Origin of the sequence: Chitinophaga jiangningensis, assembly GCF_900142605.1 — a bacterium.
GTDB lineage: Bacteria > Bacteroidota > Bacteroidia > Chitinophagales > Chitinophagaceae > Chitinophaga > Chitinophaga jiangningensis.
The window spans coordinates 248,088-261,444 of record NZ_FRBL01000005.1 but is presented as its reverse complement, the minus strand read 5'-3'; the positions used below and the strand labels follow the sequence as shown (position 1 = coordinate 261,444).

Here is a 13,357-nt window from a genome sequence, read left to right as displayed (position 1 = left end):
TTATAGCTGATTTTTGCCTGCCGCTTTTACTGATATTTCCAATTCTTTCGGTGAAAGAAAGGCAATTTTCTGATACGTATTAATGAGAATGGATTTCCCGCGCTGGTAAATCAAATGTTGCCGGTATTCATAAACCATGTTGGACGTGTAGGACTGTACGGTTACCTGTTGAATGGTACCATTTTTATCCAGTTCCATTGTAATTTCTTCCGGGCTCGTTTGTTCTCCTTTTGATTTGTAGATGACAGACTTGCGGCCTGAAAAAGGATCCGTCAGGCTGGTAGTGTCGTATGCATCACGCAGGGAGGGTTTATTCAGATCGATATCCAGAAATGGTTTCAGGAGGTGCTGTACTGCATTGGAGTCCTTACTGTCGAAAGTCGCTTCCGTAGATTGCCCATTCAGCAGTACTCTTTTTTCCATGGTGCTGCCTGACTGCACCAGCAGCTTTTCTTCTGATTTAAAGTAGCCGGGAAGATCTATGTATTTATCGGGTTGCCCTGTAACGGGCTTTTGAGTAATGTTGCTGCAGGCGGTAAAAGCCAGCAGAGATGCCAGTAAATAAAATGCCGGGTGGTTCCTCATACTGCAAAATTAATACTTATCAGGGGGCATAAAAAATGCGCCGTAAAAACGGCGCATCGATGCATGAGCAAATCTGTCGAGAGCACTAAAAATATGAATATCAGTCATGTAGACTGCATTATAATCAGTTTGGTAGATGTTAAACGTCAGTGAATGAGCAAAAGTTACAGGGCATCAGAAAAAAGGATCATTTATTTATCTAGTACCTTGTAAAGTTGGCCAGTACCGGGGTTTTGGAATAAAGAAAGGTTGTCACAAATGTATGCGACAACCTTCAGATTATGTGAAAAAAGCTAAAATATTACACCAATAAATTTCCGGTCATTTCAGCGGGAACAGGCAATCCCATGAAATGCAGAATTGTAGGGGCGATATCACCCAGTTTACCATCTTTTACCTTGCCCTGGAAGTCCTTGCTGATGATGAAGAACGGTACCAGGTTTAAGGTATGAGCGGTATTAGGTGTACCGTCCGAGTTGATCATATAGTCAGCGTTACCATGGTCGGCAGTGAGGAACACTACGTAATCGCTGGCGAGTGCTGCGGTCACAACGCGTTCTACACAGTGGTCAACGGTTTCTACCGCTTTCACGGCAGCTTCGAACACGCCGGTGTGGCCCACCATGTCAGCGTTGGCGAAGTTCAGTGCGATGAAGTCGGCCGATTTGCTTTCCAGCTCCGGCACGATCATATCGGTGATTTCGTTGGCGCTCATTTCCGGTTTCAGGTCGTAGGTGGCTACTTTGGGAGAAGGCACCATCAGTCTGCGTTCGCCGTCGAATTCTTTTTCCCGGCCGCCGGAGAAGAAGAAGGAAACGTGTGGGTATTTTTCGGTTTCGGCTATACGAATCTGTTTCAGACCGTTGTTGAATACTACTTCACCGAGGGTCATGTTCAGGTTATCGTTTTCGAAGATAACATGTACATTTTTAAAGGTTTTGTCGTATTCGGTCATGGTGGTATAGTACAAACTGAGCGGCTTCATACCGAATTCAGGAAACTCTTTCTGGGTGAGCACCTCGGTAATTTCGCGGCAGCGGTCAGTGCGGAAGTTGAAGCAAAGCACAGCGTCGCCTTCCCGGATGGTTGCCAGTGGCTGACCATCCGCATTGGTGGCGATGATAGGCTTGATAAATTCGTCGGTTACTCCTTCTGCGTAAGATGCTTTCACGGCGGTGATTACGTCCTGGGTAGGTGTACCGGTACCGTTTACCAGTGCATCGTAGGCGAGTTGCACACGTTCCCAGCGCTTGTCGCGGTCCATAGCGTAGTAGCGACCGGTAACACTGGCGATCTGGCCCACGGAAATTTTCAGGTGAGCGCTGAGGTCTTCCAGGTAGCCTAAGCCGCTTTTAGGATCCGTGTCCCTGCCATCGGTAAAGGCGTGTATAAATACTTTTTCAACACCGTTAGCTTTGGCAATGTCTGTCAGTGCTTTGAGGTGGCTGATATGAGAGTGTACACCACCGTCGCTCACGAGGCCGATGAGGTGTAACGCTTTGTTATTGTTTTTAGCATGTGCCAGGGTATCGAGCAGCACCTGGTTTTTCGCGAGCTCACCGTCGCGGGCTGCTACGTTGATGCGTTGGAGTTCCTGGTATACGATACGGCCGGCACCGATGTTGAGATGGCCTACTTCGGAGTTACCCATCTGCCCTTCCGGTAAACCAACGTCTTCGCCACAGGTGATCAGGTTACTGTGCGGGTATTTGTTATATAAACTACTTACAAATGGTGTCTTAGCGTTTGCAATGGCATCTGCTGAAGGTACTTTACCTTCGCCCCATCCATCCATGATGACGAGAATGGCTCTTTTCTTTTCCATATCCTAGTTAAGGTTATTTTTAAATTTGTTCCCGAGGGGTGAAAATACTCATAATGGATTGAAATACTTTCGAAATTTCGGAGCTGTTAGTATTTTCATGGCGGATAGAGGATGTCATTTGCAGGGTCGGGAGCTAAAACAGTTCGGCGCGAGGCACCAAGCGAACACTGGCAAAACCGAAGGTTTTGTATCTTTTTATATGTTTTAAAAAATAAATATAAAAAAGACGTGATGGCTATGCCTTTAAGTGCTACCACGATGGTGGGATTTTGTTGACTAACAGGGCCTTTGGCATAGTTTTCGCTTCTAATTTGAGTTAGAAAAATCACATTTTTAATTAAATAACTGACAATGAAAAAGCTTTTGATTGTGCTGGGGATATTGTTGGGAGGAGTTATTTCAGCATTTACGCTGTCGGCAAGCTCGTATGAAGTTTCAGTAGCAGGGCCTTTTGAAGATGTTGTAGGAGCTATCAAACAGGGAGATGTGAATGGCTTGTCCCGGTATATGGATTCTAACGTAGAGATTAACATGACGGGAAAATCCAATTCTTACAGCAAAGCTCAGGCTGAGATAATTTTGAAAGATTTCTTTTCCAAAAACTCGGTAAAAGGCTTCGAGCTGGTACACCAGGGTGGCGACGGTAGCCGCTTCGGCATTGGTAACCTGACTACCTCCGGTGGTAATTACCGCCTTTCCTTCTTTTTACAGAAGAAAGGTAATACCATGGTGCTCAATGAGCTCCGTTTCGAGAATAAATAGATGTACAACACATAAATTAGTTGAAAAACCCCGGTGCTCCGCATTTAATTGCGGGGCACTTTTTATTTTTGCGCAACTTGCGGGCAAGAAGCAACTAAAATAAACGCGTATGTTAGACCAAGCAGCGCTCAATGCATTTATCAGAAGTGCATTGGCGGAAGATATAGGAACAGGCGATCACTCCACCCTGGCGAGCATCCCTGCTGATACGAAAGGGAACGCCAGGCTCAAAATCAAGGAAGACGGTATACTGGCAGGTATGGAGGTGGCTGAAGCCATTTTCAAATGGCTGGATATGTTCACCGTATTCACCCCGTTTAAAAAAGACGGTGACGCCATGAAAGCCGGTGAAGTGGCCTTTGAAGTGAATGCAGCCGTACATACTCTCCTGATGGGCGAACGCCTTGTGCTCAACTGCATGCAGCGCATGAGCGGTATTGCCACCCTCACCCACCAATACACTGAAAAGCTTAAAGGCTATCATACACGCATACTTGATACCCGCAAAACCACGCCTAACTTCCGTATGCTGGAAAAAGAAGCCGTGCGCATAGGCGGTGGTGTAAACCACCGGATGGGACTGTACGACATGATCATGCTGAAGGATAATCACATCGATTTTTCCGGGGGGATCACCGCTGCGGTTACCAAAACAGTGGCCTACCTGAAGGAACGTAATCTCCCCCTGAAAATTGAGGTGGAAACCCGTAACCTGGAAGATGTAAGGGAAGCGCTTGCCGTAGGCCATGTAGATCGCATCATGCTTGATAACTTTACGCCCGATCAGATTGTTGAAGCTATGAAGCTGATCAATGGCAGGGTAGAAACAGAAGCCTCCGGTGGCATTAACCTCGATACCATCGAAGCATATGCAAAAACCGGGGTGGATTTCATCTCCGTTGGCGCTATCATTCACCACGCTGTGAGCCTGGACCTCAGCCTGAAAGCTATTATCCTATAAACCGCTATTTTGAAAAAGATTCTATTTATCATCAACCGGAAAGCCGGCACCGACAGGCAGAAGCGACTGGATGGCGCCATCAGCAGGTACTTCCCTGCCACTGAATACAGCGTGGAAATTACTCACCTGGCATATCTTGGCCATGGTAAAGATCTGGCAGCCGAAGCGGTGAAAAACGGCGTTCATACTGTGGTAGCCGTTGGTGGCGACGGTTCTATCAATGAAATTGCACAAGGCCTCGTAGGTACGGATACCGCCCTTGCCATCATTCCCCTGGGCAGTGGCAACGGCCTTGCCAGAGCACTTAAAATTCCACTGGACGTAAATAAAGCCCTGCAGCTGATTGTTGCTAACAAGCAAAAAACCATGGACGTAGGCTTTGCCAATGAACACCTTTTCCTCAGCAACGCCGGCGTAGGCTTCGATGCCCTGGTGGCCGAGGAATTCAGGCATACCACCAAACGAGGCCTGTATGGCTACGCCAAACTGGTGATACAACGCTTTAACAGCTATAGCCCCGAAGCCTATACGATCAATATCGATGGTAAGCAGCTGGAAGAAAAAGCATTCCTGCTCACCGTGGCCAACGGCAACCAATTTGGCTACGAATTTAAACTGGCTCCCGGCGCAAGCGTTTTCGACGGTATGCTCGACATATGCATCATGCCACCGGTAAAATTCCTGGAACTTATTCCGGTTAGTTTATATTCCCTGAAAGGAAATATTGATAAAACACGTTATCTTAAACATTATACAGGAAAAACAATTACCATCACCGGCAACAGCCTGGAGTTCCTGCAGGTAGACGGTGACGCAGTGCCTTTCACCGGCAATGAAGTAATGTTGCGGGTACAGGAAAAAGCGATCCGGGTAGTGGTAAATTCATAACTTTTAAATTGTTGGGAAGATGTCTAAAAAGAAAGCAAACAATAGTGGTATAGTATACTCAACAGATCCTAACTTCTCACTGGAGCCTGAGCCGCAGGAAGAACAGGAAACCCTGGCCCCTGCCAATCAGCTGCTGAAAGTTAAACTCGATACCAAACAGCGTGCAGGCAAAGTGGTAACCATTGTGGATGGATTTGTAGGAAAAGAGGAAGACCTGGAGAAACTGGGAAAAGAGCTGAAAACCAAATGCGGTACCGGTGGCAGCGTGAAAGACGGGATCATCCTGATTCAGGGAGATTACCGGGAAAAAGTACTGAAATGGTTGCAGGACTGGGGTTATAAAAAAACTAAATAAACAGAAGGGGCTGATAAACATCAGCCCCTTTTTCGTATTTGCTTTTTTAACTAAACCTTATCTGTTTGCCAGTTTCATACCGCCTTCCGAATACCGGTCGCCGGCTACCTGGTTGTTTTTCAGGATTTCATCAATGGATGCCAGATCCTGTGCATCTAACTTCACATCAGCAGCGGCAGCGTTCTCTTGCAGATACTTTCTGCGTTTGGTGCCTGGGATAGGGATGATATCATCACCCTGTGCCAGCAGCCAAGCCAGCGAGAGCTGTGCTGTTGTGATGCCTTTGTTTTTTGCGTAAGCGCCCAGCGCTTCTACTGTTTGCAGGTTCTGTTCGAAATTGCCATCCTGGAAGCGAGGCAGAATTCTTCTGAAATCGCTGGCATCCAGTTGGCTCGCGCTGGTAAGAGTGCCCGTACTCATACCGCGGCCGAGCGGACTGTATGCTACCAGGGAAACGCCCAGTTCCCGGGTGGTGTTCAGGATGTCGCCTTCCACATCTCTGGTGAAGAGAGAATATTCAGTTTGCAGCGCCGCAATTGGGTGTACAGCATAAGCCTTGCGGACAGAAGCGGCACTCGCTTCTGAAAGTCCGAGGTAGCGTACTTTTCCTTCTTTTACCAGTTCCGCCATGGCGCCCACCATGTCTTCCACCGGTACCTGATCATCGATGCGGTGTGCATAATATAAGTCGATCACATCTGTGCCCAGTCTCTTCAAACTGGCTTCACAGGCTTGTTTCACGTATTTAGGGGATCCGTCGAAGTAATAGGAATTATCCTCTTTAAAACGGAAACCAAATTTTGTAGCAAGAAATACTTTATCTCTTTTAGAGGCGAGGATTTTTGAAAGTAATATTTCGTTGGCGCCCTGGCCGTACATGTCGGCGGTGTCGAGGAAGTTAACACCTAATTCCAGTGCGAGTTCCAGTGTAGCCAGTGATTCCTGTTCATTGTCGGCAATGTCCTGTGGATTGCCGTAAGCAAATGACATTCCCATGCAACCCAGTCCGATAGCCGATACGGAGGCTTCTGTTTTTCCTAATTTTCTGTACTGCATAATCTTGAGGTTTTATGAATGCAAATTTAGTTGCAGGTACAGAGATATGGATTGTAGCCTTCAAAGTAAAAATTGTGAATTTCAAAGGTTAGTGCTGGCGAAATGCCTGGGGGGATTGCTGGCTATGATTTCTGAAGAAGTGGGTGAAGTTGCCGGGATCTTCAAAGCCAAGGCACCAGGCTATTTCAGCGATTTGCCAGTCGCTATGCATCAGGAGCAGCTTTGCTTCCAGCAGGATGCGCTGACGGATATGTTCGCTGATCGTGCGGCCGGTAGCTGTTTTTACGCAGGCGTTCAGGTGGTTGGGATGTGTATTTAATGCCGCAGCAAATTCTTTGGCGGTTTTAATACCGATCTGCTGGGTGGGATGCTCAATTGGAAACTGTTTTTCCAGTTTGTCCGTAAACCGGTAGGCCAGTTGCTGGGCGGCGGTTTGCGCACGTTCCGGTGCCGCTGTTTCCATCGCAATTCTTCTGCCTTCCAGTAAAAGTAATTTTATGTAGATCAGAATGGCTTCCTGTTTAAAAGCTGCATTTTCCTGAAACTCTCTTGCGAGTTGACGGAAGATGGAGCTCAGGTAGCCCGCCTGTTCATTAGTTATTGGGTAAATTGACTGGCTGCCGGCCTGGAGTAATGGATACGTTAATAGTTCCTGTGGTTGTTTGTAAAACAGTTCTTCCGTAAATAAACAATAGTAGCCATCCTGTTCTTTCGTAGTAGCAGTCCAGGTTTTAACGGTATGCGGGTTAATGAAAATGATGGTAGGTCCTTTCACTTCATGGCGCACACCGTCCATAGTGAAGATGCCTTCACCCGCGGTAACCAGTGATATCTTGTAGTAGTCACGCCGCGATGCTCCTATCTCTTCCTTTACCGGATGCTCCTGTCGGGAATACGCTGCAAAGGTACCGTTAACAGGTACTTTGGGTTGTACGTCGAAGTGCTGATAAAGGGAGAGGTTGTCCTGTATATCGGTCATTTTTAATGTCCGGATTTCATTGGAGCGGGTTATTCTTTTTGATGACATACTTCAAATTTACGCTAACTTCTTGTTAAAAAAACAATCAGGGAGAATGCGGGTGAAAAATTAAGATTGGCGGGAACGCCTGATTTTACTGGTGTTTTCATAAAAATGCAACTTCATTGCATTTTTATTTTTGATAATATTCAAAAGAATTCACAATTTGTTAACGCCTTTATCAACCAAAATCTTGTTATTGATAGAACAAGATAACTCATTCAACCAAATACAAAAAAGGACGCTGTTCAGCGTCCTTTTTCATTTATATTTTTTGTTATTCAGGAGAGAATAAATTCTATCTCACCGAAAGAAAATTCGTGACGAACGTTATCTATCTCCATCACCAGTACACCGGTTTCAAGTATATCGGTTATGGTGCCTGTAAATGCCACACCATCCTTACGGTAGCTGGCAGGGATGTTGATGCGGAAAAGCCGGCTTTTATATTCCTCCATAATAGCGGCGTAGTTGCCTGCTTCCAGCTGTTTAATCCTTTTATCCAGGCAGGCGCATAGTTCCTTTGCAAAAGCGGGGCCTTCCCAGGTTTTGCCGGTGATCTGGCGAAGGGACACGGCGTGTTTGAGTTCCTCCGGGAATTTAGCCTGGTTGAGGTTTACACCGATGCCTATGATGGCATATTGCCAGATAGTACCCCGAATGACGTTTTCGATGAGAATGCCGACTGCCTTTCTGTCACGCCAGTAAATATCATTGGGCCATTTAATAGTAGTTTCGTCGCCGGCGTATGTGCTGAAGAGGTCATAGGTTGCCAGGGCCGCTACGGCACTGAGTAAAAACTGCCGGGAAAGGGGCAAGGCAGCAGGTTGCAGGGCAACGGATAAAGCACTCACATCTCCGGGTTCTGCCAGCCATTTTTTACCTCTGGTTCCTTTGCCCGCAGTCTGGTACCCTGTAAACCAGGCTGATCCGGATGTCACCTCCCCGGAATTGACCTGTGCCATGGCATAGTTATTGGTGCTGTCTGTTTTTTCCAGGATATAAAACGGGTGTCCTATCACTTGAATCCTTTTTAAGTCTGTACAAAGGCCGGCAAAGTAGTTCATTTTATTGTTTTCTTAACATAATAGGAGGCCCTGAACGTATTTTTATCAGGCTGATATTAAGGCTTGTTTAGTAACTTTGACAATTAAAGATTATTTTTAACAAAAACGTGATTTATTGGCACCCTTAACCGTTCTGAGCACGAGGAAAAAAGCGCAGACGCGCTTAACCAGAGAAAGTGAAATTTTTACCACCATCATAAAGGCCATACAGGAGAAGAAGGGGGAAAATATCGTTTCCCTGGATCTGCGCCAGATTCCTGAAGCAGTGGCCGATTTCTTTATCATATGTGAAGGAAACTCCAATACACAGGTTCGGGCAATCGCCGACTTCGTGGCTGACGAAGTAGAAAAGAAGCTGGGGGAAGCGCCTTACAAGCATGAAGGCTTTACCGCCCAGCAATGGATATTGGTTGACTATGTGAATGTGGTGGTGCATGTTTTTCAGCCTGAAACAAGAGCTTTCTATAATCTGGAAGAAATGTGGAGCGACGCCGAGAGGATGGAGCACAATGACTAAACAAAATCAGTCGATTTCGTATTAATATAATTATAATTCTGATAGCAATAAACATCCGTTAAGGAGCGAAAGATTATGGAAAAAGGAGGCAATAACTTCAACAGAGGGTCAGACAAATCGCCTAAGAAAGGACCTAAGTTTACGATATACTGGGTGTATGCCTTTATTGGTATAGCCCTGCTTGCCATGAACTTACTCGATTTCGGCTCTCATCCTAAAGAAATCAGCTTCCAGGAATTCCAGGTTAACTACCTGAAACCTGGTGACGTAGAACAGCTGGTTGTAGTAAACAAGAAGTATGTAGAAGTCTACATAAAGAAAGACAAACTGAAAGATCCTCAATTCAAAGACGTTAATAAGAGCCGTTTGGGTGGTGATAACCCTGGCCCTCACTACCGTTTTACCATTGGTAGCGAAGAGAGCTTCAAAAAAGATATGGATAAAGCCCAGGAGGGCGTTGCACCTGAAAATCAGGTCAAAATCAAATACGACGAACGAACCAGCTGGTTCGAGCCTGTATTCCAGCTCCTGTTGCCTATTCTGTTGATCATCGGTTTGTGGGTACTGCTGATGCGCAAAGTTGGCGGCCCAGGCGGCGGCGGCAGTGGCGGCCCGGGTGGTATCTTCAACATCGGTAAATCTAAGGCTACCCTGTTCGACAAAGGCACCCGCGTAAACATCACCTTCAACGATGTGGCCGGCCTCGATGAAGCCAAAGTAGAAGTAATGGAAATCGTGGATTTCCTTAAGAATCCTAAAAAATATACTTCACTGGGTGGTAAGATCCCTAAAGGTGCATTGCTGGTAGGCCCTCCGGGTACGGGTAAAACCCTCCTCGCTAAAGCAATGGCCGGTGAAGCACAGGTGCCTTTCTTCTCTATGTCCGGTTCCGACTTCGTAGAACTGTTCGTAGGGGTAGGTGCCAGCCGTGTGCGTGACCTGTTTAAACAGGCCCGTGAAAAAGCACCATGTATCATCTTTATCGATGAAATTGATGCGATCGGTCGTGCCAGAGGTAAAAACGTAATGATGAGCAATGATGAGCGTGAAAACACCCTCAACCAGCTGCTCGTAGAAATGGATGGTTTCGGAACCGACAGCGGCATTATCATCCTGGCGGCTACCAACCGCCCGGATGTACTGGACAGCGCCCTGCTGCGCCCAGGCCGTTTCGACCGCCAGATCTCCATCGATAAGCCTGACCTGGCCGGAAGAGAACAAATCTTCCAGGTACACCTGAAGCCAATCAAAACATCTCCAAACCTGGACATCAAAAAACTGGCTTCCATGACGCCTGGTTTCGCCGGTGCCGATATCGCCAACGTATGTAACGAAGCCGCCCTCATCGCTGCCCGTAAAGGGAAAACAGAAGTGGAAATGGACGACTTCAACGATGCGGTTGACCGTGTAATCGGTGGGCTGGAGAAGAAAAACAAAATCATCTCTCCGGAAGAAAAAGAGGTGATTGCCTACCACGAAGCTGGTCACGCCATCTGTGGATGGTACCTTGAACATGCCAACCCGCTGGTAAAAGTAACCATTGTGCCACGAGGCGTAGCCGCTCTCGGATATGCACAATATCTCCCTAAAGAACAATACCTGTATAACACCGAACAACTGATGGATGATATCTGCATGACCCTCGGCGGCCGCGCAGTAGAAGAAATCGTATTCGGTAAAATCTCCACCGGCGCACAAAACGACCTGCAAGTAATCACCCGCATGGCCTACGCCATGGTGACCGTTTACGGTATGAACGATAAAGTAGGTAACGTATCCTTCTATGATCCAAACAACGATCAGGCATTTACGAAACCTTACTCCGAAGAAACTGCTAAACTCATCGATGAAGAAGTAAGAAAACTCATCGACAGCGCTTATATCAGAACTAAAAACCTGCTTACAGAAAGACTGGAACAGGTGAAAATCCTCGCTACCGAACTGCTGAAAAGCGAAGTGCTTTACCAGGCCGACCTGGAAAGACTGATCGGTAAACGTCCGTTCGATATAAACAGAGAACATCTTGCCAGTAAAGAAGGATTAACTACAGACGGAGTACATCCATCTGATATCATCAATCCATCACCATCACCTGCAAATGCGTAATTAGTCATATGAAGGTTTCTCCTGCCAAGGAAAATATTCTGAAGCGAGTACGAAATGCTTTAAGTCAGTCAGTACAGTTGCCCTTCCCTAACTCGGAGGGCAACACTGCTGTCTTTAAGACCGAGAGCGAAGGAATGGAGATCAGATTCGCTGAAGAGTTTACCCGCCTGCAGGGTAAATTTGTTTTTTGCGCAGGTAAAACTGAGCTGATCGAAAATTTACGCGCACTCTGCGACAACAAGGAATGGCATAATGTACATTGCCAGACCCCTTCCCTGCTTAAGCACCTGCATACCGACGAACTGCCCTGCCTCAACCAGGGTAACATGCACGATGCAGATGCTGCTATTACTGACGTAGAGTACCTGGTAGCACGCACCGGAACCGTAGTGCTCAGCGCAGCGCAGCCAAGTGGCAGAGCCCTGCCTGTATACGCGCCCGTGCATATCATGATTGCCTACACACACCAGCTGGTATTTGACCTGAAAGATGCCCTGCATAAACTCAAGGATAAATACGGTAACGACCTGCCTTCTGCCATTTCCTTTGCAACAGGGCCCAGCAGAACAGCAGATATCGAGAAAACACTGGTAGTAGGTATTCACGGACCAAAAGAAGTATACGTATTTTTAGTAGACGAATAGCATGGAGATCAATTTGCCCGCAGGCAGAAAAATATATTTCGCCTCAGATTTTCACCTGGGAGTGCCTGATGCCAACACCAGCAGAGAGCGTGAAAAGCTCATCATCAAATGGCTGGAAGAAGCTGAAAAAGACGCCGAACACATCTTCCTCGTCGGCGATATCTTCGATTTCTGGTTTGAATACAAACACGTAATTCCTAAAGGATATATCCGTATTCTTGGTAAACTCGCTGCTCTTCGCGATAAGGGTATCGGTATCTCCGTTTTTATCGGTAACCACGACATGTGGATGAATGGCTATTTTGAAGAAGAGTTGGACATTCCCGTGTACTATGAACCCCAAACCTATACCATCGCTGGAAAACGCTTTTATATCGGCCATGGCGACGGTCTCGGGCCGGGTGATCACGGGTATAAATTCCTCAAGAAAGTTTTCCGTAACCCCGTGTGCAGATGGCTGTTTTCGGCTTTACATCCCGCCATTGGGATAGGGATGGCCAATTACTTCAGTCGTAAGAGCAGAGCCGCTGTAGGTCAGGATTTAGAGAAATTCCTGGGCGAAGAAAATGAGTGGCTGGCGATCTACAGTAAAGAAATACTGCAAAAGGAACATTTCGATTATTTCATCTTCGGACACCGGCACCTGCCGCTGGATATCAAAGTGGGTGAAAACAGCCGCTATATTAACCTGGGCGACTGGCTGAACTATACTTCGTTTGCCGTTTTCGACGGACAGCAAACTACGCTGCAGTACTATACCGCCGCCGGTGAAAAAGCTGCAAAATCAGGCGTCAAGGATATCGTGTAGTATAGGAGGCGACTGCATCTCCACAAAATCCGGTAAGTGTAACCTGAAAAACTCCAGGTAGGCATACAATAGTTTCCTTCTTCTTTCTTTGTTCATCACAATACCTGCCAGTTCTTCCGTAGCTGTGCACTGGTAAAGTGCGTCCGTAAACTGACTGGCGTCCGGGTCCAGGTGGTGAATGTGGTGCGGCGGAAGATCCGTATAATGGCCCTCCTGGAGGTCCAGGTATGGCGTGTATTCTGAAAAGCGGCCGTTAATGCGGAAACCCAGGTACTCCCCTACTTTTAAAGTGAAAAACAGCGGCAGGTTGGCCACCACGGGCAAATCGGACTGGTCCAGTACCTGGAAGGCATTTTCCACGAAATAATACAATTCCAGGTGCTGCTCCGGCTGTTTCAGTGTTTTCTGCAACAGCTCGATCATATACAACGCTACGGTGTTCTTGACGATGTTGAAGTGCAGCGAGTTGAAGATATATGCCAGCTTAAATTCGGCTATCCTTTGCAGGTTTTTTATCTCCTGATGATAAACTACCAGATCGAGGATATTACCTGGCTGAAACAGATTGCCACGGGCAGCTTTGGGCTTGCTGGAGCGTACCCCGTTGACAATATAGGACTGCATACCGAACAGTTCTGTAAAAATGCTTACAATCATGCTCGTGTCGCCGTATTTGACGGTTCTTAGTACTATCCCTCTTGTCTTGTGTAACATATAATCAGCCTGCAATTTAGCTAAAAGCGGCGGTTAACAGCCAATAGCAAT

The 13,357-nt window shown here is 46.8% G+C and carries 14 protein-coding genes; 8 read left to right on the top strand and 6 right to left on the bottom strand.

Annotation, left to right across the window (positions count from 1 at the left end):
• Window positions 1–585, bottom strand: a complete 585-nt coding sequence (locus BUB18_RS13980) for a hypothetical protein (RefSeq protein ID WP_073081946.1) — start codon at window positions 583–585, stop codon at window positions 1–3.
• Between the two features lie 301 nt (window positions 586–886).
• Window positions 887–2,410: a 2,3-bisphosphoglycerate-independent phosphoglycerate mutase gene (gene gpmI, locus BUB18_RS13975; protein ID WP_073081943.1), complete on the bottom strand. Its 1,524-nt coding sequence runs from the start codon at window positions 2,408–2,410 to the stop codon at window positions 887–889.
• Window positions 2,411–2,761: 351 nt separating this feature from the next.
• Between gpmI and BUB18_RS13970 the strand changes: the two genes are divergently transcribed.
• The 4 genes from BUB18_RS13970 (at window position 2,762) to BUB18_RS13955 (ending at window position 5,376) form a co-directional block, all read left to right on the top strand.
• On the top strand, window positions 2,762–3,172 hold the full coding sequence (locus BUB18_RS13970) for a DUF4783 domain-containing protein (RefSeq protein ID WP_083549979.1): 411 nt from the start codon (window positions 2,762–2,764) through the stop codon (window positions 3,170–3,172).
• A 109-nt stretch (window positions 3,173–3,281) separates the two neighbouring features.
• On the top strand, window positions 3,282–4,133 hold the full coding sequence (nadC, locus tag BUB18_RS13965; RefSeq protein WP_073081941.1) for a carboxylating nicotinate-nucleotide diphosphorylase: 852 nt from the start codon (window positions 3,282–3,284) through the stop codon (window positions 4,131–4,133).
• Between the two features lie 9 nt (window positions 4,134–4,142).
• Window positions 4,143–5,021: a diacylglycerol/lipid kinase family protein gene (locus BUB18_RS13960; protein ID WP_073081938.1), complete on the top strand. Its 879-nt coding sequence runs from the start codon at window positions 4,143–4,145 to the stop codon at window positions 5,019–5,021.
• Window positions 5,022–5,040: 19 nt separating this feature from the next.
• Entirely contained in the window at window positions 5,041–5,376 is a 336-nt protein-coding gene (locus BUB18_RS13955) for a translation initiation factor (RefSeq protein ID WP_073081935.1), read from the top strand.
• A gap of 57 nt (window positions 5,377–5,433) precedes the next feature.
• Here the strand turns inward: BUB18_RS13955 and BUB18_RS13950 are convergent, their stop codons facing one another.
• From BUB18_RS13950 to BUB18_RS13940, 3 genes are all read right to left on the bottom strand, one after another.
• A complete protein-coding gene (locus BUB18_RS13950; protein WP_073081932.1) occupies window positions 5,434–6,432 on the bottom strand; it encodes an aldo/keto reductase in 999 nt (332 codons plus the stop codon).
• Window positions 6,433–6,520: 88 nt separating this feature from the next.
• Window positions 6,521–7,459, bottom strand: coding sequence for an AraC family transcriptional regulator (locus tag BUB18_RS13945; RefSeq protein WP_083549973.1), 939 nt, complete (start codon window positions 7,457–7,459; stop codon window positions 6,521–6,523).
• A gap of 272 nt (window positions 7,460–7,731) precedes the next feature.
• On the bottom strand, window positions 7,732–8,472 hold the full coding sequence (locus BUB18_RS13940; protein ID WP_073082749.1) for a biotin--[acetyl-CoA-carboxylase] ligase: 741 nt from the start codon (window positions 8,470–8,472) through the stop codon (window positions 7,732–7,734).
• 160 nt (window positions 8,473–8,632) lie between these two features.
• Between BUB18_RS13940 and rsfS the strand changes: the two genes are divergently transcribed.
• The 4 genes from rsfS to BUB18_RS13920 all read left to right on the top strand — a co-directional run bounded on the left by rsfS (window position 8,633) and on the right by BUB18_RS13920 (window position 12,592).
• Window positions 8,633–9,034, top strand: a complete 402-nt coding sequence (gene rsfS / locus BUB18_RS13935) for a ribosome silencing factor (RefSeq protein ID WP_073081926.1) — start codon at window positions 8,633–8,635, stop codon at window positions 9,032–9,034.
• Between the two features lie 75 nt (window positions 9,035–9,109).
• Window positions 9,110–11,140 carry an ATP-dependent zinc metalloprotease FtsH gene (ftsH, locus tag BUB18_RS13930; RefSeq protein ID WP_073081923.1) on the top strand — a complete coding sequence of 677 codons (2,031 nt, stop codon included), beginning with the start codon at window positions 9,110–9,112 and terminating at the stop codon, window positions 11,138–11,140.
• A gap of 134 nt (window positions 11,141–11,274) precedes the next feature.
• Window positions 11,275–11,784 (top strand): LutC/YkgG family protein, encoded by a 510-nt coding sequence (locus BUB18_RS13925; RefSeq protein WP_245805667.1) that lies wholly within the window; start codon window positions 11,275–11,277, stop codon window positions 11,782–11,784.
• 1 nt (window position 11,785) lies between these two features.
• Complete coding sequence (locus tag BUB18_RS13920) at window positions 11,786–12,592, top strand: UDP-2,3-diacylglucosamine diphosphatase (protein WP_073081918.1); 807 nt, start codon at window positions 11,786–11,788, stop codon at window positions 12,590–12,592.
• Here BUB18_RS13920 and recO read toward each other — a convergent pair.
• Window positions 12,569–13,306, bottom strand: coding sequence for a DNA repair protein RecO (gene recO / locus BUB18_RS13915; RefSeq protein WP_073081916.1), 738 nt, complete (start codon window positions 13,304–13,306; stop codon window positions 12,569–12,571). The genes BUB18_RS13920 and recO overlap by 24 nt on opposite strands.
• Between the last annotated feature and the right edge of the window lie 51 nt (window positions 13,307–13,357).

What these genes read in the sequence shown, in the direction of transcription:
- ftsH (WP_073081923.1), top strand. Translation starts at nt 9,110, where the DNA reads ATGGAAAAAGGAGGCAATAACTTCAACAGAGGGTCAGACAAATCGCCT.
- BUB18_RS13955 (WP_073081935.1), top strand. Translation starts at nt 5,041, where the DNA reads ATGTCTAAAAAGAAAGCAAACAATAGTGGTATAGTATACTCAACAGAT.
- BUB18_RS13925 (WP_245805667.1), top strand. Translation starts at nt 11,275, where the DNA reads ATGGAGATCAGATTCGCTGAAGAGTTTACCCGCCTGCAGGGTAAATTT.
- BUB18_RS13920 (WP_073081918.1), top strand. Translation starts at nt 11,786, where the DNA reads ATGGAGATCAATTTGCCCGCAGGCAGAAAAATATATTTCGCCTCAGAT.
- gpmI (WP_073081943.1), bottom strand. Translation starts at nt 2,410, where the DNA reads ATGGAAAAGAAAAGAGCCATTCTCGTCATCATGGATGGATGGGGCGAA.
- BUB18_RS13980 (WP_073081946.1), bottom strand. Translation starts at nt 585, where the DNA reads ATGAGGAACCACCCGGCATTTTATTTACTGGCATCTCTGCTGGCTTTT.
- recO (WP_073081916.1), bottom strand. Translation starts at nt 13,306, where the DNA reads ATGTTACACAAGACAAGAGGGATAGTACTAAGAACCGTCAAATACGGC.
- BUB18_RS13970 (WP_083549979.1), top strand. Translation starts at nt 2,762, where the DNA reads ATGAAAAAGCTTTTGATTGTGCTGGGGATATTGTTGGGAGGAGTTATT.
- BUB18_RS13950 (WP_073081932.1), bottom strand. Translation starts at nt 6,432, where the DNA reads ATGCAGTACAGAAAATTAGGAAAAACAGAAGCCTCCGTATCGGCTATC.
- nadC (WP_073081941.1), top strand. Translation starts at nt 3,282, where the DNA reads ATGTTAGACCAAGCAGCGCTCAATGCATTTATCAGAAGTGCATTGGCG.
- BUB18_RS13945 (WP_083549973.1), bottom strand. Translation starts at nt 7,459, where the DNA reads ATGTCATCAAAAAGAATAACCCGCTCCAATGAAATCCGGACATTAAAA.